This is a genomic window from Treponema lecithinolyticum ATCC 700332 (genome assembly GCA_000468055.1).
In the GTDB taxonomy this organism is placed as follows: Bacteria; Spirochaetota; Spirochaetia; order Treponematales; family Treponemataceae; genus Treponema_C; species Treponema_C lecithinolyticum.
This window is the reverse complement of the sequence record KI260561.1, coordinates 304,112-328,988: the sequence shown is the minus strand read 5'-3', so window position 1 is coordinate 328,988 and position 24,877 is coordinate 304,112. Positions and strand designations below refer to the sequence as shown.

Annotated in this window: 23 protein-coding genes; 14 read left to right on the top strand and 9 right to left on the bottom strand. The window is 44.1% G+C overall.

All coding sequences use genetic code 11. The features are described from left to right. Positions 1-56: 56 nt before the first annotated feature. Complete coding sequence (locus HMPREF9193_RS04230) at positions 57-1,160, top strand: FAD:protein FMN transferase (RefSeq protein WP_021686835.1); 1,104 nt, start codon at positions 57-59, stop codon at positions 1,158-1,160. Between the two features lie 88 nt (positions 1,161-1,248). Here HMPREF9193_RS04230 and HMPREF9193_RS04225 read toward each other — a convergent pair whose 3' ends face one another. Further along, a complete protein-coding gene (locus tag HMPREF9193_RS04225; protein ID WP_021686834.1) occupies positions 1,249-1,557 on the bottom strand; it encodes an isoamylase early set domain-containing protein in 309 nt (102 codons plus the stop codon). A 90-nt stretch (positions 1,558-1,647) separates the two neighbouring features. On the opposite strand from HMPREF9193_RS04225, the gene metK reads away from it, so the two are divergent. The 3 genes from metK (at position 1,648) to trxA (ending at position 3,845) form a co-directional block, all read left to right on the top strand. Continuing rightward, complete coding sequence (gene metK / locus HMPREF9193_RS04220; RefSeq protein ID WP_040847476.1) at positions 1,648-2,814, top strand: methionine adenosyltransferase; 1,167 nt, start codon at positions 1,648-1,650, stop codon at positions 2,812-2,814. Further along, entirely contained in the window at positions 2,801-3,454 is a 654-nt protein-coding gene (gene nth, locus HMPREF9193_RS04215) for an endonuclease III (protein WP_021686832.1), read from the top strand. The genes metK and nth overlap by 14 nt, the downstream gene beginning before the upstream one ends. A gap of 82 nt (positions 3,455-3,536) precedes the next feature. Further along, positions 3,537-3,845 carry a thioredoxin gene (gene trxA / locus HMPREF9193_RS04210; protein ID WP_040847474.1) on the top strand — a complete coding sequence of 103 codons (309 nt, stop codon included), beginning with the start codon at positions 3,537-3,539 and terminating at the stop codon, positions 3,843-3,845. Between the two features lie 63 nt (positions 3,846-3,908). Here the strand turns inward: trxA and HMPREF9193_RS04205 are convergent, their stop codons facing one another. Further along, entirely contained in the window at positions 3,909-4,583 is a 675-nt protein-coding gene (locus HMPREF9193_RS04205) for a Crp/Fnr family transcriptional regulator (RefSeq protein WP_021686830.1), read from the bottom strand. Positions 4,584-4,730: 147 nt separating this feature from the next. Here HMPREF9193_RS04205 and HMPREF9193_RS04200 point away from each other — a divergent pair, with 147 nt between their 5' ends. From HMPREF9193_RS04200 to HMPREF9193_RS04190, 3 genes are read left to right on the top strand one after another with little or no spacing between them, the layout of a single operon-like run. Continuing rightward, on the top strand, positions 4,731-5,132 hold the full coding sequence (locus tag HMPREF9193_RS04200) for a NusG domain II-containing protein (protein WP_021686829.1): 402 nt from the start codon (positions 4,731-4,733) through the stop codon (positions 5,130-5,132). Positions 5,133-5,149: 17 nt separating this feature from the next. Then, positions 5,150-6,268, top strand: a complete 1,119-nt coding sequence (locus HMPREF9193_RS04195) for a DUF2804 family protein (RefSeq protein WP_021686828.1) — start codon at positions 5,150-5,152, stop codon at positions 6,266-6,268. Between the two features lie 9 nt (positions 6,269-6,277). Beyond that, complete coding sequence (locus HMPREF9193_RS04190; protein WP_021686827.1) at positions 6,278-8,416, top strand: hypothetical protein; 2,139 nt, start codon at positions 6,278-6,280, stop codon at positions 8,414-8,416. An 11-nt stretch (positions 8,417-8,427) separates the two neighbouring features. Here the strand turns inward: HMPREF9193_RS04190 and thyX are convergent, their stop codons facing one another. Continuing rightward, positions 8,428-9,264 carry an FAD-dependent thymidylate synthase gene (gene thyX, locus HMPREF9193_RS04185; RefSeq protein WP_021686826.1) on the bottom strand — a complete coding sequence of 279 codons (837 nt, stop codon included), beginning with the start codon at positions 9,262-9,264 and terminating at the stop codon, positions 8,428-8,430. 146 nt (positions 9,265-9,410) lie between these two features. Here thyX and HMPREF9193_RS04180 point away from each other — a divergent pair, with 146 nt between their 5' ends. Next, positions 9,411-10,169 carry an RluA family pseudouridine synthase gene (locus HMPREF9193_RS04180; protein WP_021686825.1) on the top strand — a complete coding sequence of 253 codons (759 nt, stop codon included), beginning with the start codon at positions 9,411-9,413 and terminating at the stop codon, positions 10,167-10,169. Then, entirely contained in the window at positions 10,159-11,289 is a 1,131-nt protein-coding gene (locus HMPREF9193_RS04175; protein WP_021686824.1) for an omptin family outer membrane protease, read from the top strand. Before HMPREF9193_RS04180 ends, HMPREF9193_RS04175 begins: the two co-directional genes overlap by 11 nt. Here HMPREF9193_RS04175 and HMPREF9193_RS04170 read toward each other — a convergent pair. The 4 genes from HMPREF9193_RS04170 to HMPREF9193_RS11015 are packed head-to-tail and all read right to left on the bottom strand — an operon-like array spanning position 11,241 to position 16,200. Further along, complete coding sequence (locus tag HMPREF9193_RS04170; protein ID WP_021686823.1) at positions 11,241-12,527, bottom strand: hemolysin family protein; 1,287 nt, start codon at positions 12,525-12,527, stop codon at positions 11,241-11,243. The two genes, HMPREF9193_RS04175 and HMPREF9193_RS04170, sit on opposite strands and share 49 nt — an antisense overlap. After that, the gene (locus tag HMPREF9193_RS04165) at positions 12,524-13,846 is read right to left on the bottom strand and encodes a hemolysin family protein (protein WP_021686822.1); all 1,323 of its coding nucleotides are present in this window, start codon (positions 13,844-13,846) and stop codon (positions 12,524-12,526) included. Before HMPREF9193_RS04165 ends, HMPREF9193_RS04170 begins: the two co-directional genes overlap by 4 nt. Continuing rightward, complete coding sequence (locus tag HMPREF9193_RS04160) at positions 13,843-14,862, bottom strand: thioredoxin family protein (RefSeq protein ID WP_021686821.1); 1,020 nt, start codon at positions 14,860-14,862, stop codon at positions 13,843-13,845. The genes HMPREF9193_RS04165 and HMPREF9193_RS04160 overlap by 4 nt, the downstream gene beginning before the upstream one ends. Before the next feature lie 60 nt (positions 14,863-14,922). After that, on the bottom strand, positions 14,923-16,200 hold the full coding sequence (locus tag HMPREF9193_RS11015) for a Crp/Fnr family transcriptional regulator (protein WP_040847473.1): 1,278 nt from the start codon (positions 16,198-16,200) through the stop codon (positions 14,923-14,925). Between the two features lie 137 nt (positions 16,201-16,337). Here HMPREF9193_RS11015 and HMPREF9193_RS04150 point away from each other — a divergent pair, with 137 nt between their 5' ends. Continuing rightward, positions 16,338-18,050: a YifB family Mg chelatase-like AAA ATPase gene (locus HMPREF9193_RS04150; RefSeq protein WP_021686819.1), complete on the top strand. Its 1,713-nt coding sequence runs from the start codon at positions 16,338-16,340 to the stop codon at positions 18,048-18,050. A 2-nt stretch (positions 18,051-18,052) separates the two neighbouring features. Here the strand turns inward: HMPREF9193_RS04150 and HMPREF9193_RS04145 are convergent, their stop codons facing one another. Continuing rightward, on the bottom strand, positions 18,053-19,543 hold the full coding sequence (locus tag HMPREF9193_RS04145) for a hypothetical protein (RefSeq protein ID WP_021686818.1): 1,491 nt from the start codon (positions 19,541-19,543) through the stop codon (positions 18,053-18,055). Between the two features lie 123 nt (positions 19,544-19,666). Next, positions 19,667-20,554 carry a fructose bisphosphate aldolase gene (locus tag HMPREF9193_RS04140; protein ID WP_021686817.1) on the bottom strand — a complete coding sequence of 296 codons (888 nt, stop codon included), beginning with the start codon at positions 20,552-20,554 and terminating at the stop codon, positions 19,667-19,669. 122 nt (positions 20,555-20,676) lie between these two features. Here HMPREF9193_RS04140 and HMPREF9193_RS04135 point away from each other — a divergent pair, with 122 nt between their 5' ends. The 4 genes from HMPREF9193_RS04135 to HMPREF9193_RS04120 are packed head-to-tail and all read left to right on the top strand — an operon-like array spanning position 20,677 to position 24,876. Then, the gene (locus HMPREF9193_RS04135; protein ID WP_021686816.1) at positions 20,677-21,009 is read left to right on the top strand and encodes a nitrous oxide-stimulated promoter family protein; all 333 of its coding nucleotides are present in this window, start codon (positions 20,677-20,679) and stop codon (positions 21,007-21,009) included. After that, positions 21,006-22,754: an ABC transporter ATP-binding protein/permease gene (locus tag HMPREF9193_RS04130; RefSeq protein WP_021686815.1), complete on the top strand. Its 1,749-nt coding sequence runs from the start codon at positions 21,006-21,008 to the stop codon at positions 22,752-22,754. The genes HMPREF9193_RS04135 and HMPREF9193_RS04130 overlap by 4 nt, the downstream gene beginning before the upstream one ends. After that, positions 22,751-24,433 (top strand): amino acid ABC transporter ATP-binding/permease protein, encoded by a 1,683-nt coding sequence (locus HMPREF9193_RS04125; protein ID WP_021686814.1) that lies wholly within the window; start codon positions 22,751-22,753, stop codon positions 24,431-24,433. Before HMPREF9193_RS04130 ends, HMPREF9193_RS04125 begins: the two co-directional genes overlap by 4 nt. A 2-nt stretch (positions 24,434-24,435) precedes the next feature. After that, positions 24,436-24,876 (top strand): YbaN family protein, encoded by a 441-nt coding sequence (locus tag HMPREF9193_RS04120; RefSeq protein WP_051305992.1) that lies wholly within the window; start codon positions 24,436-24,438, stop codon positions 24,874-24,876. Position 24,877: the final 1 nt, after the last annotated feature.

The following is a 24,877-nucleotide window of genomic DNA, read 5'->3' as shown; positions in this document are numbered from 1 at the left end:
ACCGGCTTACCGGCGTTTTGCAAAGTCTTATATACAAGTATACTACCACTATAGCAATGGGCTGTCAACAATATCTATTTAAACAAAACGATTTATGCGCTATAGTAGTGTTTATGCATTATTCACATATACATAAATACAGTTTTGTCCGCAGCGCCGCACGTGCGCTTTTTGCAGCCGCTCTTTTCGGCAGCCCTTTTTTTGTTTCCTGCCGCACGAACGTTATAGAAAAACAAACTCGACCTGTTTTGGGCACAGTGTGTACCATCCAGCTGTTTGAATACGGAACACCAAAGCGCTACAACCGGATATTTGAACGCCTTGAACAAATAGAAGAACACATGAGTGCAAATCTCGAAAATTCAGATATAGCGCGCGTAAACCAAGCGGCAGGAATTTCAGCGGTAAGCGTACACGAAGACACTTTGGAAGTAATAACGGCAGCGCTCGCTGTTGCCGAAAAGAGCGGCGGCGCTTTTAATCCTGCTTCGGGCCCCTTGGTAAAACTGTGGAATATAGGAAGCGACAGTCCGCACTTGCCGTCGGAACAGGAAATAAATGCAGTGCTTCCCTTATGCGATTGGAAAAAGGTACGTGTCGACAAAAATGAAGTTTTTCTTTTGCAAAAAGGAATGGCGCTCGATTTGGGCGGTATTGCAAAAGGCTATGCTGCCGACGAAATCGTCCGCATTATACGGGAAGAACACATACCGCGCGCAATCATCGATTTGGGCGGTAATATTTATGCGGTCGGTGAAAAAAAAGATAAAAGCATGTGGCACATCGGCATAAAAGACCCTTTCGCCCCGGCAGATCAGCCGGCTGCCGTAGTCGATGTAAAAAACGTTTCGGTCGTTACCTCCGGCATATACGAACGCTTTTTTGAACGCGGCGGCAAGCGCTACCATCATCTTTTGGACTGCGCTTCGGGCCGTCCTGCAGACAACGGTTTAATGTCGGTAACCATAGTGCATTCATCTTCAATGCAAGCAGATGCGCTCGCTACGGCGGTGTTTGTTATGGGAAAAGAAAAAGGGGCGGCTTTTTTAGAACAGTACGGTATTACAGGTTTATACATCGACGATAAAAAAAATATAGGTGTAGGAGAACAGCTTAAAGCACATTTTACCGTATTGAACGAAACGTTCAAAACAAAATAAAACACGCTGCGCTCAAAGCTGCAAACGGCACCGCGTTTAGAAGTCGCACAGCCCCGGCGGTTACGGCAGCCGGCAAAAGCGCCGTGCTTTACACTCGCACAAGAGAGTTATCAGTGTTGGAATACGGAGCGGGAACATAGGCATCGGCTGCCCAATCGTTTTCCCATGTTTTACCGTCGATTAAATAGCGGAATTGGTATTCATGAGGGCTTTCGAGTTTGACTTTTACGGAAAAAGAACCGTCTTTTTGTTTTTTCATCGGAGTTTCCGAAGCGCTCCAATTGTTAAAATCACCGACAAGCCATACGTTTTGCGCACCGCTTGCTCCCTGTTCGGGAAGAGAAAAAGTAACCGTACAGATTTTTCCGGTTTTATCGTATGTTTTTTTTAATGCCATAATCGCCTCCTTCCGATATCTTCTCTAAAGAGTTCAAATGTATTATACTGGCAAAACAACTTTTTGTGTAGTTTTTTTATGGGAGATACTATGGCGGAAAAATATCTTTTTACATCGGAATCGGTCGGAGAAGGACATCCGGACAAATTGTGCGATCAAATTTCGGATGCGGTACTGGATGCATGCTTAAAAGATGATCCTGAAAGCCGTGTTGCATGCGAAACCTTTGCTTCAACTGCGCTCATTTTAGTGGGAGGCGAAATTACCACACGTACCTTTGTAGACGTTCCGGCTTTGGCACGGAAAATTGCAGGCGATATCGGCTATACGGACGCTTCATTCGGTTTGGATTGCAATTCCATGGCAGTGTTAAACATCATTCATTCTCAATCGCCCGACATCAATCAGGGAGTAAGCGGAGAAGGTCTTAAAGAGTTCAAAGGACAGCAGGGCGCAGGAGATCAGGGTATGATGTTCGGCTTTGCATGTTCGGAAACGCCGGAGCTTATGCCCGCTTCTCTTATGTACGCACATAAACTGCTGCGCAAAGCTTCAAAAATACGCAAAAACGGAACGCTCGGCTGGCTGCGTCCGGACGCAAAAAGTCAAGTTACCGTAGAATACGAAGGGCACAAACCCGTGCGCATAGACACAGTGGTTATATCGCATCAGCACAACCCGGAGGTAAAATACAAAACGCTGTCCGAGGGTATTATAGAAGAAATCGTTAAGCCCGTTTTGGAGCCTACCGGTTTATTGGATAAAAAAACAAAGTTTTTTATTAACCCGACCGGACGTTTTGTTATCGGCGGTCCTGCAGGAGATACGGGGCTTACCGGACGCAAACTGATTGTCGACACATACGGCGGCATGGGACGCCATGGCGGAGGTGCATTCAGCGGCAAAGATGCGTCTAAGGTAGACCGCTCCGGAGCATATATGGCGCGTTATATTGCAAAAAATATTGTTGCCGCCCGTCTTGCCGAGCGCTGCGAAGTTCAGCTTGCTTATGCAATCGGCGTTCCCTTCCCCGTTTCAATTATGATAGAAACGTTCGGTACCGGAAAAGTTGCGCACGACGTGCTCGTTCAAGCCGTACGCGATACGTTCGACTGTTCCCCTGCCGGCATTATACGTACGCTCGACCTTAAAAAACCGGTGTACCAGGCAACATCGGTATACGGTCATTTCGGACGCAAAGAATTCAGCTGGGAACGCACGAATAAGGCGGAAGCTTTGAAAAATGCCGTCAGATAAGGATTTTCAATTTCTCGGCAAAAAAGAAATCTCTGAAATATTCCGGCGCTTTCAAAAACAAAATCCCGAACCGGCGACGGAATTGCGCGCACAAAACCCGTTTACACTTTTGGTGTCGGTAGTGCTTTCCGCGCAGGCAACGGACAAAAGTGTAAACAAAGCGACCGAACCTCTGTACAAAATTGCCGACACGCCCGAAAAAATACTGGCGCTCGGCGAAGCAAAGCTGATTTCGTATATTAAAACGATCGGCTTGTACCGTTCCAAAGCAAAGCATGTTATGGGTTTGTGCCGTATGCTAATCGATGAATACGGCGGAAAGCTGCCGCAAAAACGCGAAGATTTAGAAAAGCTGCCGGGCGTAGGAAGAAAAACGGCAAATGTTGTGCTTAACGTTGTGTATTCGCAGCCGACTATGCCGGTGGACACTCATCTTTTGCGTATATCGCCGCGCATGGGATTGTCCGACGGAACAACGCCGCTGCAAGTGGAACAGGATTTACTTAAATGTATTCCCAAAGAGTTTATGCTACACGCGCACCACTGGCTTATTTTGCACGGACGTTATACGTGTACAGCAAAAAACCCCAAATGCACGCAGTGCCTTATTGAGGATGTATGCAAAAAAAACCGGCTTTAGTACACTTTAGTAACTTTCTCACCGTCGCTGTGTGCTAAAAAAATATATATTACTTGGTATAATAAATTATAAGGAGCATGTTATGGCAGTTATTACTCTTACCAAAGATAATTTTCAAAAAGAAGTTATGGAATCGGACAAACCCGTATTGGTTGATTTTTGGGCAAGCTGGTGCGGTCCGTGCCGCATGGTATCTCCGATAGTTGATGAAATTGCCGAAGAAATCGATTACGCAAAAGTCGGCAAAGTAAATGTAGACGAACAAAGCGAACTTGCCGCCCAATATGGAGTTATGAGCATTCCTACCCTTATGGTATTCAAAAACGGAAAGCTTACACGCCAAGAAGTGGGCGCACGCGATAAAGGCGGCATTTTGGATATGCTTAAATAAAACCGGCTGCCCGCCGATTCAGTGCGGCGGCGGTTTGTTTACTGCGGTGTTTTAAACAGGCGTTTAGTGCGGCGGATTTTCCGCTTTTACTTCCAGTTTTTGCATATCGGTTATTTCAATGCCGCCGCGCCGCAAACGCACGCAGCCGTCTTCTTGAAAATACTTTAAAAGACGCGTAATAACTTCGCGTGCGCTCCCCAAGTGGCGGGCGATTTGTTCATGCGTAATGCACAACTTTTGAGTATTTTCAAGGCGGCTTTCGTCAAGCAAAAAAGATGCAAGTCTCTCGTCCATGCTTTTAAAAATTATTTGTTCTATAAGCCACATAACGTCGGTAAAACGGGAAGTTATTAAATCGTTGGTGTAATTGGCAAGCACGGCGGATTGGCGCATAACGCTGCGGTAAATGTCCGCCGGTATAAGCCAAAATGAAGTGTTTTTTTCCGCTTCAATGGTTATTTCAAACTGTATGCTTGAAAACATACACGAAGCTGACAATACGCACATATCGTGCGCAAGCAATCGAAAAAGCGTCGCTTCTTTTCCGTTTTCCGACATAATATAAGCTCTAAGACGACCTTCAAAAATAAGCATAACGCCGATACAGTCTGCTTTACCGTTGTGTAGTATCGTTCCTTCGGGTACTTTGGTAAATACGGCTGCTTCTTTTAAAATCTTACGGTGTTTAACCGTCAATGCAGTCCATAAAGGAAAATATTCGCCGAATTCAACGCTCATACGTTATTATAATGTTATTAAAGCCTTTTCGCAAGGATGACGATGGCGCCAAAAGACAGCAAAATTTGCTTCACAGTGTAAAAAACGTAAAAAAAATTGACTTCACTATGGTAAAGCGGTATAATAACGCTTACGGAAAAGGATGCAATGAATACGCCCAACGGAAAAATCAAATTAAAGTGGATTGATTATATTGTAGGTTTTTTGTTTTTAGCAGCCGCTATGTTTTCGATAACACGACTTTTCGGCAACACGGTTGAAGAAAAACCCCATTTAATCGTTTCAAACGAAAAGCGGGAATGGATTTATCCGCTGGATACGGACAAAGAAATAGAAGTGCCGGGAGCTTTGGGTATAAGCCGTATTGTTATAGAAAACGCAACAGTGCGTTTTGCCGATTCGCCGTGCAGCAACCGTATTTGCGTTCAAAGTCCGCCGCTGTGGCGGCCGGGCGATTGGTCGGCATGTTTACCCAACCAAGTTTTTATACGGATAGAAGGCAAAGATACTTCACCGAAAGAATTCGATGCGGTCGGTTTAGCCCGCTAAAAACGGTTAAGGACGGAATGATGTATACGCGGAGCATAAGCGAACCGCCGGACAGCATAGTAAAATCCGGGCAGCCGGTTTTCGGAGATTTTACTCCGGCGCCGAAAACGCTCGACATACGAAAACTGGAACAGCCGTTTAGTATTATGCCGCTTCCGGCTTTTATTACCAATTGGCGCATACGGGCGAATTTATGTTTTACGTTTTTAACACCCGAATTTTTCGGCACTATGGAAATTATAGATGCTCACTTTTTCGATTTTGCCGAAATAAATATATGGGAACGTTCAAGCGGAAAAAAATTATCGTTCCGCTCTTTTATTTTATTGCGCCGGCGCATTATTCCACTTACCATTATATCGGGTATATGCACATCGCTGAAAAAAAAGCGGGTTTTTATTATCCGCTGGGATTATACTAAAGGTACGTTTTCGTTTTTGTGCCGGCTAAAAGGCGATACGCACAGAGCCGACGTATCCTTTTCTTTTTCCGGCGATTTGCAAAACGAATACAGCCTATGCAACACTTCGGTAATTCCCGCACCGGTTATGAGACGCTGCGCCGCCGTTCACCATTTATCGCTGCCGCTCAAAGGTTCTTTTTCTTTGCAATACCGCTCAGCGCTTCAAAACGTACCGCTTACACGAAAAGCGCAACCGGGTGCAGCACAAAGCGAACCGGATGCGGCAAAAGTCGAAAACTGGGGATTTTTTACCGTACGCCGTTCGTATTACCGCTTGCGCTCGCACTGCCAATCGCTGACGGTTCTCGGCACTGCAGACGGCGTGCCTATCCGCTTTAATTTATACACTTCAAACCAAGACCCGTTTGACCCCGATTTATACAACGAAAACGTATTGTTTGCCGCAGGAGAAACGACGCCGTTACCGCCGGTAACAATTACACATCCTTACGGTTTGAACGGTCAATGGATTATTCAAGATACGGAAAGCATGATAGATCTTTCGTTTTTTCCCGTATCGGATACGGTGCGAAAAAAAAGCATATTGATTTTACGTACGGAGTATCATACAATCTACGGTAAGTGCGAAGGAACCGTACGAGATAAACACGGAACCAAATTCACCTTAAAAGATTTTTGTGCCGTTGCAAAAAAACAATATTTACGTTTATAACGGGGAAATATGAGTACTAAAAAACCGCCTGCACGATATGAAGCGGGGCAGCTTGAAAAAACACGAAAAAACATCGGCGTTCTTGAAAAAGAAGAAGCTGCGCGCATGATGAAAGTACTGGGCGGAGAAATCGGTGTTGAAAAATCCGAAGAAATAGACGATGCCGTTTTGCAAAAAATGCGCTCGGTACGGAAAACTTCGCCGCAAACTCCCGTTTCCCGCAAAGTATCTTCGTTCAAACAGCGCGACGACGATGAAGCATCTTTAAATGCACGCATTTCGGCTTTGGCAGCACAGCAGCAAATGCAAAGCCCCAAGCGCTATACATTACCCGCTCTTTCACCAAAACAGCGTCAACAGTTCAATAAATTGATGATTTCGGAAGAATATCATATCCGCCCCGTACCCGGATTTTTTGCAAGATTGTTTTCTTTCGGCAGAAGTACTTCGGAGCGTATCGATACCGCTTTTATTGAAAACGATTTAAGCGCGCATGTAAAACACGTCGAATCTTTTATTTCCAATATCCAAAGCTTGGTATTGGAAACTCCGAGCACGTACAAAACCAAAATCAACGAAAGCGATGAGCCGATTTTCCGCACGCTGCGTATGCTTAATAATTGGGATACGATACCGTTAAAAACCGAACTTTCCAAGTTAAAGAAAAAAGAACCTTCGGTTAACACCGAACATGCCGTACCCTTTGTAAAAACTCTGTTCCGTCCGCTTATACAGTTATATTTTTTAGGCGAACTGCAAATGACGCGTTTTATAAAACAATTATATGCGTTTACGGCAGAACTCAATTCGCCTGCACATCAAAAAACAAAAAACTTAAACAGCGCGCGGCAAGCGGCATCGGAATGGCTGTACATTTTCGGGCAAATCGTAAAGGGCTTGTATCCGCTTCTTATGCGCATGTGCATAAGCGAATGCGAAAGTTTCCCCGATTTTTATACCAAACATATTTCCGACATTATGCGCTTCCTCTGTTTAACAAAATACGATTTAGTGCTGCCCAAAAAAAACGACGACAACGTTCAAGATACGGACGGCGCGCAAAGCGGCGAAGAGGATGAAGAAAGCGCAAGCGAAAACGATGAAGACGGAAACGAAGAAGAACAAACAACTCCGCAGCAACGTTTGCTTTTTCAAAGCCTTGCCGTACTTGAACGCTTATTCCCCGAATCGGGCTGGCTTAATTTAGCATGTGCGCCGGATATGTACCCGTATTTTCAGCCTTTGTATTCTTTTGCAGACGGGTTTAATTTAATAGCGCCCTCAAACCCGCTGCATATTACGATAATTTTGCTGCGCATTATAGAAGACTTTTTTCAAGGCTGCAGAAATATTTCGTTTAACCGCGATATCGGCGAGGAAGAAGAAGACGATCAAAATCCCGACAGTTTGCAAAAAGTTTTTGCCGAGTGGTCGCAATACCGCGAAGTACTTTTTGATAAAATCATGCTTCCCGATTTAAAAGAATACGTTAACCATGTATACACACAAAGCGATTTCAGCAAATCCAAATACGGCAAACAACAGCTTTCAAATTGGCTGTGGCAAATGAAATATTATTTTCATCCGCACTTGGTATTTGAAGTATGCTTTATTGAACGCCCGAGCCAAGATACTTCTTTTATTTCGCTGTCGGACCGCGTACGTGTTTTGGTAAGACTTTTTTCCGATATGATACGGCTGGCGGAAATTTCGGAAACTTCTTCAGACGATGAATTGAATACGCCGTTCGGTTTTGATGTGGAAACTCCCGTTTCGTACCGTTTGAATCTACTTCTGGGCGGAGCAAAGTCAAAAGAGTTTACCAAGCTTAATTTGATGAAATATACGCTGTGCGCGCTTCGGGTATTGGATTGGTGGATAAACGATAAGGGAAGCATCGCGTATAAAATGAAAATGATCATTCCCTACCGCACAATCGAAAACACTGGAGAACCTCAATTTGCAGTCGCTTTGCGCTCCGACCAGCAGGATTTGTTTGTGCGCCACATGCGTAATATGATACACACTGCCAAAAAAAACGCTTCCCAAATGCAAAACGAAGCGCAAAACAACGCCGGAAGCGAATCTTTAGATGACGATGAGCGCGATGCGGATAACGCTGAGAGCGGAAGTACAAACGGCGAATAAAAGAGGTGCGGCTACAGCTGTTTACCGGTAGCGATTTTTTCGTTAAAACGTTCCAATTTTTTACCGCTTAGTTCACATTCTTGACCGTTTAAGCGGCGGCGCAACGCTTCCATTTCTTCTCCGGAAAACGAAACACCTTTTTGTATGTGGTTTTCGAATGAAGAAACTGCAAGAGGGGCAACTTTCCGGGTAATTTCCAAAAGAACCGCTGCATAATCGCGGATTTCTTTTTGTGCGTGGGCTTCCAAACGCAAACGCAAAAAGTGAAACAAATTGTGTAAATCGATTTGCCAATACATTTCAGTGTATAAAGAAAGCGGCAAATTCACCCGCGCCAATTCTCTTGCCGTTTGGCTTTCCACCAATTGCATATAATCACCGTAAGCGGCTTTTTGCCCGTTTTTTAGCGATAGAATTACCGATTGCACAAAAGAAGCGTCCGGTTTTTCTTCGGAACGCCCCTGTTTATTGTCCGTGCTTTGTTTTGCAACATCTTCTTCGGCAGGAACGTAAAATTCGTCTTTCATAATGGAATAACGCCCCGAAATTTCGTTTACGCGAGCGGTGCGGTGCCGTATCCATTGGCGGGCAACAAATATGGGCATTTTTATATGAAAAGTTAATATAACTTGCTCAAAGGGAGAAGTATGTTCGTGGCGCAAAAGGTAATCGATAAGCGCTCCGTCTTCTCTGACCGTTTTTGTACCTTCTCCGTAAGACACCCGCGCCGATTGCACAATCCGCGAATCGTTTCCCATGTAGTCAACAAGACGTACAAATCCCGAATTCAAAACTTTAAATTCTTTATCCAAAACGGCTTCAGCTTCCGCTGTCGTACAATGCGCCATTTAAGCCTCCCTAAACATTGAACTTTATTATGCCGTAAAACAAATGCTTTGACAATACGTATTGTTTTTCCTCTTGCCCCTGTAAAGCGGCTGTGTTATAGTTGTTTGGAAAAAAAACATAGGTATTTACGGACCAACAATCATTTATGAAAACAAATATCGATTTTACCGTTATTTATGAAGACGATTTTATAGCTGTACTGAACAAGCGTTCAGGCTTATCCGTAGCATCAGACCGTTTCGACCCGGAAGCGCCGAGGCTCGATGTGCTTGCGAGTAAAAGCTTGGGAGAACTGTACGCCGTGCACCGCATAGACAAAGATACTTCCGGAGCGGTACTGTATGCGCGCACGGCGCAAGCCCACAAAGCGCTGTGTGAAGCGTTTGAAAAGCGGTGCGTACGCAAATGTTATCACGCTCTTGTGTACGGACGGCCGTTATGGGAAACGCTGCACGTAGACTTACCTCTTTTAGCCGACGCCGATGCAAGGCACAGAACGCTTGTACATCACAAAAAAGGAAAAGCTTGTATAACGGATTTTAAATGCTTGGGACATTGCGGACCCTTTTCGTGGCTTGAAGCGCAGCCGCTTACCGGACGCACCCACCAAATACGCGTGCACGCGGCAAAAAACGGTTTGCCTATCGTATGCGACCCGCTGTACAGCGGCAACCAAAAACCTATACTGCTTTCCGAATTAAAACGATCATGGCGGGGCGACCCCTTTGAAGAAAAGCCGCTTTTATCGCGCCTTGCTTTGCACGCATTCAGTTTGGAATTCGACCATCCGGTTTTAAACAAATGCTTGCAGTTTACTGCGCCGTATCCGAAAGATTTGGAAAGCGTACGCAAACAATTTTTAAAACTGTACAAAACAAACCCTTTAGCAGCTTATGAAAACTAAACAAAAAACTGTTTTTTTTGTATTTACGTGTTTGTGTGTATTTTTATACGGCGCAGCAATTGCCGGCGCACAAAGCAGCGCAAATGAGCCCCCCGATACAAAAACGGATACAGCTGCAGATGCATCTCAAACTCAAAAAAATCAAACCGGCGCAAGCTCAAACGAAAGCTCAAGTACAAATGCAAACTCAAGCGCCAATGAAGCAAAAAAAGGAAAGCGCTTTTTAAACCCGTGGTTCGACGAAGCTTCTTTTTCTTTTGACAGCGGCTTTATATACGGTGATATGAGCGAACTGGTATACGCACAAAAATCAGACGGAACATATACGCGCTTAAGCAAACTCGATTGGGATTTACATTTTTTATGGACAATCGCCGTAAACGCAAGCTTCGATATAAAGCGCATGCGTATTGCCTGTAAGGCACAAACCGTTTTACCGGTTTCCGGCAGCGGTTTTATGCAAGACAGAGATTGGAAAAACTTTGACGACACCCTTACCGATTTTTCCGAACATCCGGTACGCACGGAAGGTATTTTTAACGGCGATATTTTGTTTGCATACAAGATTTTAGATGTATCAAAACTGAGCACGGGATCCGGCGCGGGCTTTCAATTTATGACAACGGCGCTGTGTGCACACGACGGCTACAAAGAAAATCCGGGACAAGCACGCTCTTCGTTTACAGGAGATGTTATTTTATACCGGCAGGATCTATACCTTCCCTACCTTGCTTCGTTTGTACAGTGGAAAGCTCATCCAAACTTCGACTTAACTGCCAATTTGTGCTTTATTCCGGTATCAGTTGGCGCGGCACAAGATACGCACTACAATACCGCAATATCTGCGCCGCAGCCGGTCGTCGCGTACAAATTCTTTGACCGTATGTACGGATGGGCTTCGGTAAAAGGAGAATTGAATTTACGTTTTAGCTTGCCCAGTGCAAACGAAGCTTTTATACGGCATGCTTTAGAGCTCCGCATAAACGGTATTTTTATAAACGAAATGACTGGAAGTTCCTACAAAAAAACGGGGAATGTATTGTATAATACGGCAGGAAAACCGGGAGCGACTTACCGCTCTTTCGGCATTTCCTTGGCATACTGCATGCGGATACGCTGAATACGCCTGTTCCTTTGTTCTTCTACCGTAAACACTATGTTTTTCCAAACGATATGTTCTCCGCTTTCGGGAAGATAACCGAAGCACTCCAAAAGCCATCCTGCAAAAGTTTCGTATTCTTCGGATACAAGTTCAAGAGCGAACATATTGTTTATTTCGCTTAAAAGTATATCACCGGGTATAACGAATTCGTACGGATTTACAACGGTAATACGCTGTTCGGCGTTTTGGGTATGCGTATTATATTCGTCCGTTATGCGGCCGAACACTGCTTTTAAAATATCGTCCATGGTAACAATGCCGCAATTACTGCCGTGTTCGTCCACTACAATTGCAAAATGCCGGCTTTCAGTTTTAAATACGTGCAGCAAAGAAAGCGCCGTTTTAGTTTCCGGCACAAACAATACCGTATGCATAATTTTTTTAGGCGAAAAATCCGCTTTGGATCCGGCATAAAATAAAAGGTCTTTAAAATGAATAAGACCGATTACGTTATCAAAGCCGGAAGCGCATACGGGTAAGCGTGAAAAGCCCGAACGGGCAACAGCTTGTACCGTTTGTTCATACGTCGCTTCGGCATCGATTGTGTATACCATCGTACGCGGGCACACAATATCGCGCACGCGTAAATCGCCGAATTCGAATATGCGGTGCAGCATATCTTTTTCGCTTCGTTCCAAAGTACCTTCTTGACTGCCGACGTCGAACAAGGTTTTTAATTCATCTTCACTGATATGCTTTGCTTCGGCTTTACCGAAAATATCGGACAAAGCATTTACGGCGACGGCAAAGCGCGAAAAAAGCCATACCGGAACGAATAGAATTTTTTCCAATGCGTATAAAAAAGAAGCAAAACGGACGGCAGTTTGTTCGCTTTGTAAAGAAGCTATTGTTTTGGGAAGCACTTCGCCGAAAACGATAATTAAAGCCGTCATACACGCGGCGGCGGCAGGAACTGCGGCATAGGCGCCGTTTTTTCCTGCCAAAGCAAGGGCTACTGCTGCAGCTAAAGCGGATGCGAGCGAATTGACAAAATTATTGCCTACAAGAATTGTCGTAAGTAAAAAAGGCATATCGTTTTTTAATTTTTCGATAAGTTTTGCTTTCGGAATTTTTTGTTTGAGCATCTGGCGCATACGCACATACGAAAGTGATAAAAAAGCGGTTTCGCACGAGGAAAAAACGGCGGATACGGCAACAAGACATATCAAAGCGGTAAGCATAAAAGCAACGCTCATGTGTGTTCTGCCGCCTTTATGCCGATAGAACGCACACGCAATCCTGCGACGGTACATACGGAAAAACACCAGCCTTCATACACAAAAGAATCTCCGGCTGCGGGAACTTTATCCAGTTTTTCCATAACAAAGCCGGCAACCGTTTCGTTAAAATCGGAGTGCAATTGTGTGCCCAAGGTTTCGGACAAATCGATTAAGCGGGTTTTGCCGTCGACTATCATTTCGCCTTGCGCACCCGGTTGTACGTTTTTTTGTATACCGTCCGCAGCGTTTGCCTGCACATCGTATACTTCGGGCAAACGGTATTCGTCGCCTATATTCCCGAAAATCTGTGATGTTATGTTTTCCTTTGTAAGTAAGCCGGCAGTTCCCGAATATTCGTCCAAAACAATCGCTATGCTTTGGCGCTTTTCGTACAATAGTTGGCGAACCGTACTCATACTTTTTGTTTTAAGGATGAACAGCGGCTCGCGCATTATTTTTTTTATTTCAAATAATTGCGTATCGCCTGAATACAGTAAAACGTCTTTCATATATAAAATACCGCGTATATCATCTATGCCGGTTCCCAAAACGGGAAAGCGCGACAAACGCGATTTTTGCGACAATTCCAAAACGCTTGTATACGAATCGGTTTGCTTTACCGCAACTATTTCCGTGCGCGGCACCATAATGTCTTGAGCTTCAAGGTCGGTAAAAGTAAATACGCGGCGCATCATTTTTTTACCGCCGGAATGGATAAGTCCTTCTTCTTCGCCGACTTCTATAAATGTTTTTATTTCTTCTTCGCTAAACGATACGGTGTTTTTTTCGGTTTGTATGCCGAACAGCTTAATGATATGCTTGCATACGGCGGTAAAAAAAACTACCGGCGGATGGAGCAAAACGGCGCACACGCTTATAAAGGGCGCCAATTTAAACGCCGTACTTTCCGGGCGGCGGCTTGCAAGGGTTTTGGGAACGATTTCGCCGAAAATCAATAAAAGTACGGTAGACACTGCCGAAGCGGCAAAAATACTTTTTGAGCCGTTTTGCTCCCCGAACAGTGCAACCGCCGAAGCGGTTAACAAAACCGAAAGCAATACGTTTACCGTATTATTTCCGGCAAGTACGGTATTTAAAAGCTTTTCTTTGTCGTCCAGCAATTTTCCGGCTTTTACGGCTGCTTTATGTTTTTTATCGCGTAAAAAGCGTATGCGCAGTTTATTAACCGACAAAAAAGCGCTTTCGGCGGCTGAAAACAGCATAGATAAAACAATAAGAACGATAAGCGCCGGCACAAGTAAAATGCCGGCAAAAGGGGCTTCCGTTACATTCATTTTTCCGAATTTTCGACGGCAGCCGAACCGTTTTTTTGCTCCGCCGCGTTATTTTGAGTTCCTGTTGTTCCGGTTAAAGATTCTATAAGAGAAGCTAACTGCGCCGCTTCTTGTGTATCGGGAGCGGCATTGTATGCTTGCTGCATATAAGCGATTACTTCATCCTTAGGAACTTTTCCGCTTTGAGCGGAAAAATAACCGAGCATGTAATACGCGTCTTGCTTTTGCCGGGCATTGAGCATATTCGGTTCGTCTATTAAAATCAATAAATCGTTTAATGCCGCTTCAAAACCGCTGGCTTGCGCAAATGCCGTTCCGACAGCTTCTATCGCTTTTTGCAATTTGAATTTTCCCAACAATCCGGTTTTATTTTCCGGGTCCAACTCAAGCACTTCAGACGCCAAATCGGTAAGCGTCGGGCGGAACTGGATGGGAATAGCTTCTACATATGCATCTATCAATTTTACCCGATCAAAACCTTGCGCTTTTTGCATCTTTTTGTATAAAACGTTTACTCGTCTTTCGCCCCTGCCGCTTTCTTTTATCAGTTTAAGCATATCTGCAGGCAGTTTTACTTCGGTACTGATGGGTACAAAAGCAAACGGTTGACCGCTTTTTGTTAAAAGCAAAACCGTGGGAGCGGCTTGTACCCCCATATTTGACGCAAGAATAAAGTTGTTTTTTGCCGTTTCTTTATCCGCTGCAATATCGATATTTTCAATATCTATGTGAAGTAAAATATAGCTCTTTCCCGCATTTTTTATAAATTCTTCGCTGTCAAATATATCGGCTTTTAATTTTGTACTGACCGTATCCCAACCAAGTCCGGTAAAAAGTAAAAGAATGCCTTTGTTTTCGGCTTGAGCCGCAGATAAAGCCGTATCGTAATCGGACTGCCATTGCGAAGTTTTTACCGAACACGAAGCAAAGGCGGACAATATACATACAAGCGTAAAAAAAACGCCGGCTGTGCGCATAATCCGTAATTTTTGTTGTTTTTTTACCATATATTTCATAAAATCTCCTACACTGCAAATACGCGGTTGCTAAAATCAAACTGTACCGGTATTTTTAGTTTATTTATAGTGAAGTGCTGAACGCGTATCCACAATGCGGCGCATATCCGCAATATTGTTTACCGTAATATACGAATCGAATATTTCTATCCTGTGTTTTTCGACAAATTTGTTTATTTCTTCGCGCGCTGTTTCTACGGGAAGCCCCGCCCAATGTGAAATATCCTGAACGGTTAAATTAAACCGGCGCGTTTTATCGTTCGGATTAGGCGGCGGATTCATTTCGTCAAACATAACAAAAACATCGGCAAGACGTGCTTGAATATCTTCAATAACCAAAATTTTAAGCCGCCGTTTTTGGTCATAAATGCGTTTGCAAAACAGTTTAAGCAAAATAAGAGCTATGTACGGATTGCCGGTAATAAGAATTTCAAAGTTTTCTTTGTTAAATTCCAATACTTCAACTTTTTCCAAGGCAAGCGCTGTAGCCGAACGCGGCGAATTTTCCAATATTGCCATTTCACCGAAGAATTCGGCAGGCCGTAAAATATCTAAGTTTTTCTTTTCTCCGTTTACGCACTTAACAAGCTGTACTAAACCCGACAAAATCAAATAAAAATTGTCGCCGCGTTCGTATTCGGCAATAATAACCGAACCTGCTTCAAAAGTTCTTGCAAAACGCGAAAAAGCCGGAAGAGAAAACTGTTTTAAAAGAGAAGCATGGGATGGAGAATGCATTGCAAAAGCGGCGTATGTATTTTTTTCATCGGTTCCGCGACGGCTGTCGTCCCGTTGTTTTTGTACACTTAAGCGGCGCTTGGCATCGGTAAATAATTTTGCAGCTTCGTTTTTATTCGGCGCATCGGGAAAACCGGTAAGCAGCTTTAAACACACATCACAGCATGCTTGGTATTGTGCATCGGTAAAAAAACTTTGCGCTACCGACATCAAACCGCACATTTGATTTATATCGATACTGCTATCCAAAATGGATTCGGTTTTGCGGTGAATCGCACGCAATTGATTTGAAAACACTTTTAGCATTTTCATAATAACCGCTTTATTGGAACTAAAGTTTTTTTCAAATTCCGCTACGCTGAACGCTACGGCAATGCTGCCTGCGGCGACGGTTGCCGTTTCTTCACGGGGAAAATGCCCTAAAGCCGACTTTACGCCGAAAAATTCCCCTTGTTTGATATATTCGGTTTTGGGCATTCCGGTTTCAATATCAGTACTTTTTAAAATAATAAGTCCCTGTTGCAAAATAAATATACGTTCATCGCGATCACCCGCAAAATAAATAATCGAACCTTTCGTATACTGAATTGCTTTAGGCATACCGATTCCTCTTTTCAGCGTCCATTTTTTTTCATTATACCCTAAAAATAAAAAAAAATCCATCTATCAATAAAAAAAACAAAAAAAGTTAAAAAAAAGTACACATTTTTTTACTAAAAACGACAATAAGTATTAGTATGAGAATATACAGTTTTTCGCCATTCGGTTATGAAGGCGCACTTGTTGCGGTTGAAGTGGATTTACGGCGGGGCATTCCGGCTGTAGATTTGGTAGGCCTTGCGGACAACGCTGTTCGGGAATCGAGGGAACGTATGAGAGCCGCCATACGGAACTCCGGTTTTGAATTTCCTGCCGAACGGGTATTGATAAGTTTGTCGCCTGCAGACGTAAAAAAAGAAGGCGCAGGTTTTGATTTAGCAATCGCGCTTGCAGTGTTGTATAAAAAACAATATCCGGAAACTAAAGTTGAAACTACGGAAGCGGATGACGTATTGGTTATGGGGGAACTTGAACTTTCCGGGCGCGTGCGGCCGGTACGCGGTGTGTATGCGGCGCTTTCAACCGCACACGAATACGGCATACGCTATTGTGTTATCCCTGCAGAAAACAAAGCCGAAGCGGCGTCTTTTTCCGATATGACAGTCTGTGCCGCACAAAACCTTGCACAAGCTTTTAAAAGCTTTGTACAGTGTGCAAAAAAAGGTCAAAACGAATCCGGCAAACTTTTTTCCGCTCAAACAGCCGCAAAAGCGAACAAAGCCGTAAATGCGGGCGCCGGTACCCATGCGGATTCAAGTGCTACCGCCGCAGCCGGTACGGGCAGCGGTAGCGGTACGGACATACGCACGGACACATGCGGAACACAAGATTACATGCAACAAAAACAAAGCGTATCGTTTGCCCCCTTTGCACAAGAACTCGACTTTAAAAACGTTGCAGGACAACCTTTTTTAATACGCGCACTGCAAACGGCTGCGGCGGGCAGGCACAATCTTATGGTATACGGACCGCCGGGTTGCGGAAAAACGCTTGCGCTTAAACGTTTTTACACGCTGCTTCCCCTGCTTACCGAAAAAGAAGCGTTCACCGTAACCCGTATTCACAGCCTTGCGGGCAATTTGATTTCGGGTAAAAAAATGATATACGAACCGCCGTTCCGCATGCCGCACCAAAGCTCAACGCTCGAAGGTATTATCGGCGGCGGAACGCACTGCCGCCCCGGAGAAATTTCTTTAGCGCACAACGGCGTTTTATTTTTAGACGAAGCTTCCGAATTCCGCATTTCCGTTTTGCAAGCGCTGCGCGTTCCGCTGGAAGAAGGAAAAGTCAGCTTAAGCCGCGCGGGTAGAACAACTGAATACCCCGCCCGCTTCCAGCTTTTACTTGCGGCAAATCCCTGCCCTTGCGGCAATTTCGGCTGTCCCGATAAAATCTGTTTGTGCGCACCGCGTGCAATAGAACAGTATTGGCGTCGTTTTTCCGCCCCGCTTTTGGACAGAATCGATATACGCGTAGCTTTGTCGGCGCCGGAAGACGGCGTATGCGGTAAAGCAAAAAACGGCAGTGTTGCGGATAAAAATTTTTCTACCGAAGAATTACGCAAAAGCATTGCAAAAGCCGTCGCCGTTCAAAGGCGCCGTCAACAAAAACCGAATTCATACCTTGAAGCTTCCGAAATAAACACACTGTGCCCGATGGATAACGAAAGCGCGGACTTTTTAAACGTACAGTCAAATAAATTCGGTTTTTCCGCACGGGGAATACACAGCTGTATAAAAATTGCGCGCACTATTGCAGACATGGAAGAGTGCGAGTTTATACAAAAAAAACATGTGGAAGAAGCCGTACTTATGCACCGAAACGAAGGAAGTATGCAAATGCTGTTTTAAATTTAGTTTTCCGTATACTGCAAGTTCGAAATAATCCAGCATAATTGCTTACCCGTTTCGTTAAGCGTACCGAAACTTTGCGTAAGCGCGGCATAGTCTTCGTTTTTTGCTTTAAAACCGGGAAAAAAGAGCGCGTATTGCCCCGGTACGTACAGCGCACCGGCATCAAAATCGGATGGACGGGCTCTTTCATCCCCTTTATACGAGCGGGAAGTAAACACTTTTGATGTTTTATGTCCTTCTTGCCGGAAAACGTTTAACTCTTTTTTTGTTCCGCTGCGCACATCATATAGTACAAAATCGTTTTGAAAAAATACCGTTACTTTTTGGCTGCTTTCGTTTATTGTTCCGGTATACGTAACACCGTCTACGGTTTTGGAAACACTGCTCGAAGACAAATTTATCGGTCCGTTTACTTCCCATACGGTTCCGAAAGAATCCGAAGGCGCAAAGACGAGATCCGCTCCGTCTTTTTCGGCAAAAAACAAACGACCGCTTTCGTTTTCGTGCATAAAATAAACGTCCACCGTATCCGGTCCCATAAGCGTGTTTTGTACCGTTTCCTGCACGGCTTTTTTTATTCCCGCTTCGTCCGGATACTTTGAATTCATACCGCCGTAGACAATGTACAAACGCACAGTTAATTTTTTGTTTACATCGGAAAGTTCTGCCGAAACGGCATCCGGTGCAATGTGCCGAGCTTGTAAGTACAACTGCTTTGCTTGTCTGAACGCAGGATAATTTTTTAAATTCATTTTAGCGTTTGCATCCTGCACATATAATTGTACTGCTCTTTGCTTAAGTAAATCGGCTTTTTTTACCGCATTTTTATAGCCGCTTAGCCAAGAATCTGCTTGCATATAGTAGTCGGCGGCGCGCACAAGTATTTTAGGATTGTTTGATTGCGAATCCGCTTCGGCTGCTGCAAAACACAATTGTGCGCCAAAGGGACAAAGCCGCTCATCCTCTTTGTATGAATAATTCCGTGCCCTCTTAAGCACAGACAGTATACGCGGCAGTTTTTCCAAATTGCCGGAAGAAGCTTGGTGCAAGCGTTCAGCTTCGCGGAATAAAGCCGTGCACGCTTTTTGTGCGGCTTTTTCTTTAAGCGCACGGTAATCGGCGGTTTTAAAAAAAACGGTTTCGCTTTTTCCGGTTAAACCGTCCGGATAGCGTTTGGACAGCGCGCCGACTTTTTCATAAAAAGAAAGCCATTCGTCAACATTGTCGGCGATATCGGCATACAGCGATTCGTCGGCTTCGGCTTTTTTAAGCATATCGGCAATGTACTGCTCGGCTTTTTCGGTTTCCGTTTTATATGCTTTTATGTACGTATCGCCGGTACTGCCGTCCAAAAGTAATTGTGCTGCAGAGTCGGCGCGCTGAACGGGATTGCTGCCTTCAACCAATAAAGTTGCACAAGCGGTACATAAAACCCATACGAAAACCGATAACAGGTAAAAAAACGAGCGTATTCGTATACTTTTTTCCATAATGCAATTATAACAAAAAAAAGCGCCCGAGGTTACTTAAGCGCTTAAACTGCACAGAAAACAAGCAAAAAAAACGACCGCACGCAGCCTAAGCGCACGGTCAACACGTTTATGCGGAAACGTTTACGTTATCGATGCCCGATAAATTCCCTCAATAGAAGCATCAAGCGTTTTTTCGAATTCCTCTTGCGATTGCTTTGCGTTTAAACCTTCGGCAAGAGCGCGCGAAAAACTGGCAATCATACCATGATTTTTTGCAAGCAAAAGATTTGCTTCGTCGCGGCTGTATCCGCCGGAAAGTGCTACCACACGCAGCACTTTCGGATGACCGATAAAATCTTTGTACAAATCAGCTTGAGATGGAATGCTCAATTTAAGCATAATGTATGTATCTTCGGGCAGTTTTTCGATATGCGTTTGCAGTTCTTTTTTTAGCATGTTTTCGCATTCCGCTTTTGAACAACTGTGAATATCGACTTCAGGCTCGATAATCGGCACAAGAGCGTATTTTGCAATCCGCAAGCCCAATTCAAATTGCTGATCGACTACCGCTTTAATACCGGCAGCGTTCGCCTCTTTTATAACCGACCTCATTTTTGTACCGAACATATTGTTTTTAACCGCACGTTCAAGCAGCGCATCCAAATCGTCTATCGGCTTCATAAGCTGAACGCCATCGGCTGCATCTGACAGCCCTTTATCTATCTTTAAAAAGGGCACTATTCCTTTTTTGTTCCACAAATAATCGCCGGTAGGCATACCTTCGATTTCCCTGTCCATAGTTTGTTCAAATAAGATAGCAGCCAAAATCCTGTCGGCATTAAACGCCCGTGCACTGACAATACGAGTGCGCATCGCATGAACGAGGTCGAACATTTCTTTTTCATTTGCGTATTCGTTTTTTTCCACCCCGTACAAAGCCAAAGCTTTGGGTGTACTGCCGCCGCTTTGGTCGAGCGCAGCAATAAAACCTTTGCCCGTGCGCATCCGTTCCATTTTATTTTTATCCATAACAATACCTCCTTACCGGTAAAATATAGACTAAGCTAACAAAAATTTCCAGAGGTGTTTACGCTTAAAATACGGTTAAAAATTATTGACGAGCAAGCTCATATTCGGTAACATAATTAGTGATGTATAACATTGCAGAGGCAAAAGCGGCGCATGAAAAAAAGATTATAGAAGAAATGATACGGCTGTACTGCAAAAAAAAGCACGGTACGCAAAAATTTCTTTGTTCCGAATGCAGCGAACTGTTGTCTTATGCTTTGAATAAAATCAACAAGTGTCCGTTTATAAAGGAAAAAACGTTTTGCTCAGCATGCAAAGTGCATTGTTACGGGCAGGAAATGAGAAAAAAAATTAAAACGGTTATGCGCTTTTCAGGGCCGAGAATCTTTTTGTACCATCCGCTGCTTGTTATAAAACATATATTGGTCAGCGCACAAACCAAGGGAAAGATATGATTAAAATCCGTCTTATAAAACTTTTATCGCATGCAAAAAAATTCGTATTTTTACAAGTGCTGTGCCAATGGGTTTCGCTTTTATGCCAAATAGCCGTTATTTTTTTTATAACCGATATTGTACAAAAAGCGTTTAACCGCGGACAGCTCGGCACGGTGTTGATACCCTATGCCGCTGCAGCCGCCGCTTGCTTTATGCTCCGTTTTATCTCGGATAAATTATATGCAGCCTTTTCGCACAAAGCAAGTGCCGATGTTAAGATAACGCTCCGCACCCACATGTACGAAAAACTGCTGCGTATGGGAGCCTCTTACCGCAATGCTGCACCCACAGCCGAAATCGTTCAACTTGCACAAGACGGCGTAGAGCAGCTTGAAATTTATTTTGGAAAATACCTTTCACAATTCGGCTACAGTTTGCTCGCTCCTTTAACTTTGTTTGCCTTTTTATCGTTTGTAAGCGCAAAGGCAAGCGCCGTTTTGCTTTTATGCGTACCGCTGATACCGTTTTCGATCGCTTTGATTATGAAAATCGCCAAATTTTTACTGCGCAAGTATTGGTCAATTTATGCACAACTGGGTGACAGCTTTTTGGAAAACCTGCAAGGTTTAACCACTTTAAAAATCTACCGGGCGGACGAACAAAAAGCTTGCGAAATGGATAAAGAAGCCGAAAACTTTAGACGCATTACTATGAAAGTTCTTTCCATGCAGTTAAACAGCACGAGCGTTATGGACATTATGGCATACGGCGGTGCGGCGGTTGGAATGATTATCGCTTTGAACGAATTTGCGCGCGGTGCCGTTACACTTGGCGGCTGCCTTATGATTGTGTTGCTTGCAGCCGAGTTTTTTATTCCGCTTAGATTGCTCGGATCTTTTTTCCACGTAGCAATGAACGGCATGGCAGCATCGGACAAAATATTCGCCCTGCTCGATTTACCGGAAATACAAAACAACCGGCTCGGCAGCGGCGAAGCACTGCAAAAAAACGAACAAACAATAACCTTTTCAAATGTTTCGTTTGCCTATACAAAAGAGCGCGGCATTTTGCACGACATTTGCTTGCAGTGCAAACCCAAAGCGCTTACGGCTATTGTCGGAAAATCAGGCTGCGGTAAAAGTACTATTGCCAATTTAATTATGACGCGCAACAAAGGTTATTCCGGAAACATTCAATTTAACGACACCGAGCTTTCTTCCATAGATGAGCACAACGTTATGAATACAGCAACCATCGTTACTCATGAAAGTTATATTTTTAAGGGTACGGTTGCATATAATTTACGCATGGGCAAAAAAGACGCATCCGAAGCCGATATGCAGCATGCGCTGCAAAAAGTCAATTTGTGGGACGATTTAAGCATAAGACAAGGACTTAAAACGGAACTTGACGAAAAAGGAAGCAATTTATCGGGCGGTCAGTGTCAACGCCTTGCCCTTGCCCGAGCCCTTTTGCACGACAGCAGTATTTATGTATTTGACGAAGCTACGTCGAATATAGATGCCGAAAGCGAAAAGATGATTATGAACGTTATTACGGAATTGGCAAAACAAAAAACGGTTGTGTGTATTTCGCATAAACTGACAAATATTATCGGCGCAGCACACATATACTTACTCGAACAGGGCCGCATAGCCGAAGAAGGTACGCACGAACAGCTTTTAAAACTGAACGGCGCTTATGGGCGGCTGTACGGCGAACAGCATACGCTTGAAACTTATGCAGCGGAGGTACACCAATGAGCGGCAATTCGCAGCAAACACTACAGACAAAAAAAAGAAACGGCTTTGCCGTTATGGCGCGCCTTATTGTTCTTATACGGACCCTTATTCCGGTTATGCTGCTGGCAATCACATTCGGCAGCATAGGGCATTTATGTGCAATATTTTTAACGGTTGCTTCAAGCTCCGCCATAACCGGTATTGCACTGCAAAAAACGGCGGCGCTGCCGCTTCGCTTATTGGCATACGCACTTATCGGCGCTGCCGTGCTGCGCGGGGTATTTCACTATGCCGAACAATACTGCAATCACTTTATAGCCTTTAAACTGCTTGCCGTTATCAGACACCGCATTTTTGCAAAACTGCGCGAATTGTGCCCTGCAAAACTTGACGGAAAAGACAAAGGCAATCTTATTACCATAATAACGACCGATATAGAATTGCTTGAAGTGTTTTACGCTCATACAATTTCTCCGGTAGCAATTGCCGTTATTGTATGTGCGTGCATGACCGTTTTTATTTGGCACGGCAGCGCCGCAGCCGGTATAACCGCTTTATGCGCTTATATAAGCGTCGGTATTGTTATTCCGCTTATTAATGCCAAATTGGGCAAATCCAAAGGTTTGCAATTCCGCAATGCACTGGGCTCTTTAAGCGCTTTTGTACTCGATTCGCTTCGAGGACTTGATGAAACCATTCAATACGATTGCGGAACACAGCGCATAAGCGAATTAAAAACACAATCGACCGAACTGACGTATATGCAAAAAAAACTTTCGGTTTTTGAAGGGTATCAGCGCGCAATCACAAACATCGTTATCCTAGGATTTGACATTGCAGTATTGAGCATTATGCTGTTTGCTTTTATCGGCGGTAAAACGGGATTTGAAAATGTTATCGTTACAACCGTCGCCCTTATGAGTTCGTTCGGACCTGCCGTTGCGCTGTCGAACCTTTCAAACAATTTAATGCAAACGCTTGCAAGCGGAGAGCGTGTATTATCGCTGCTTGAAGAAGAGCCGATTGTTGAAGAAATAACAAACGGAGAAAACGTTTCGGTAAAAGATGTTGAAGTTTCGCATATAGATTTTTCTTATGCAAAAGAGGCTATACTGAAAGATTTTTCGCTGAAAATCAACGATCAACAAATTTTAGGTATACACGGTCCGTCCGGGTGCGGCAAATCGACGCTTTTAAAACTGCTTATGCGCTTTTGGGACGTTCAAAAAGGAAACATCAGTATTTCAGGCAAAAACATCCGCACAATAAACACAGCCGCACTGCGCTCAATTCAATCATACGTAACGCAGGAAACAGTGCTGTTCCGCGACACAATTGCAAACAATATCGCAATCGGTAAACCCGGCGCCACACGCGAGCAAATAATCGAAGCGGCAAAAAAAGCTTCGCTTCACGATTTTATCATCACACTTCCGAAGCAGTACGACACACCGGTAGGAGAATCGGGAAGCACGCTGTCCGGCGGAGAGCGTCAGCGCATAGGACTTGCCCGCGCGTTTTTGCACGATGCACCGCTTATGCTTTTGGACGAGCCGACAAGCAACCTTGATGTGCTGAACGAAGGTATTATTTTAAAATCGCTTAAAGAAAAATCAAAAAATAAAACAGTAGTTATCGTGTCACACAGAATGTCGACACTGAATATTGCACATACCGTTTTTAATATGGTAAAGGAATGACTATGAAAAATCCTATTCGTTTTGTATGGCTTTTTTTCGGTTTTCTCAGTTTGGGCTTGGGAACCGTAGGCATTGTACTGCCGTTTCTTCCGACCGTACCGTTTTATTTGGCAACGGTGTTTTGCTTTGCCAAAAGTTCAAAAAAACTGCACGATTGGTTTATCGGTACATCGCTGTATAAAAATCACTTGGAAAGTTTTGTGCAGCACAAAGCAATGACGGTTACAACAAAGGTTTCCGTTTTAATTTCGGTAACCGCCGTAATGCTTTTCGGCTTTATTATGATGAAACGTGTACCGATTGGAAGAATTTGCCTTGCCGTTGTATGGATATGCCATGTCGTTTACTTTTTATTCGGCGTTAAAACAGTAAAAAAGCAAACCGATTCAAATCCCGTACAAAAACCGGAGCTTTCTTTAAAACGGGAAACCGTACAAGAATAAA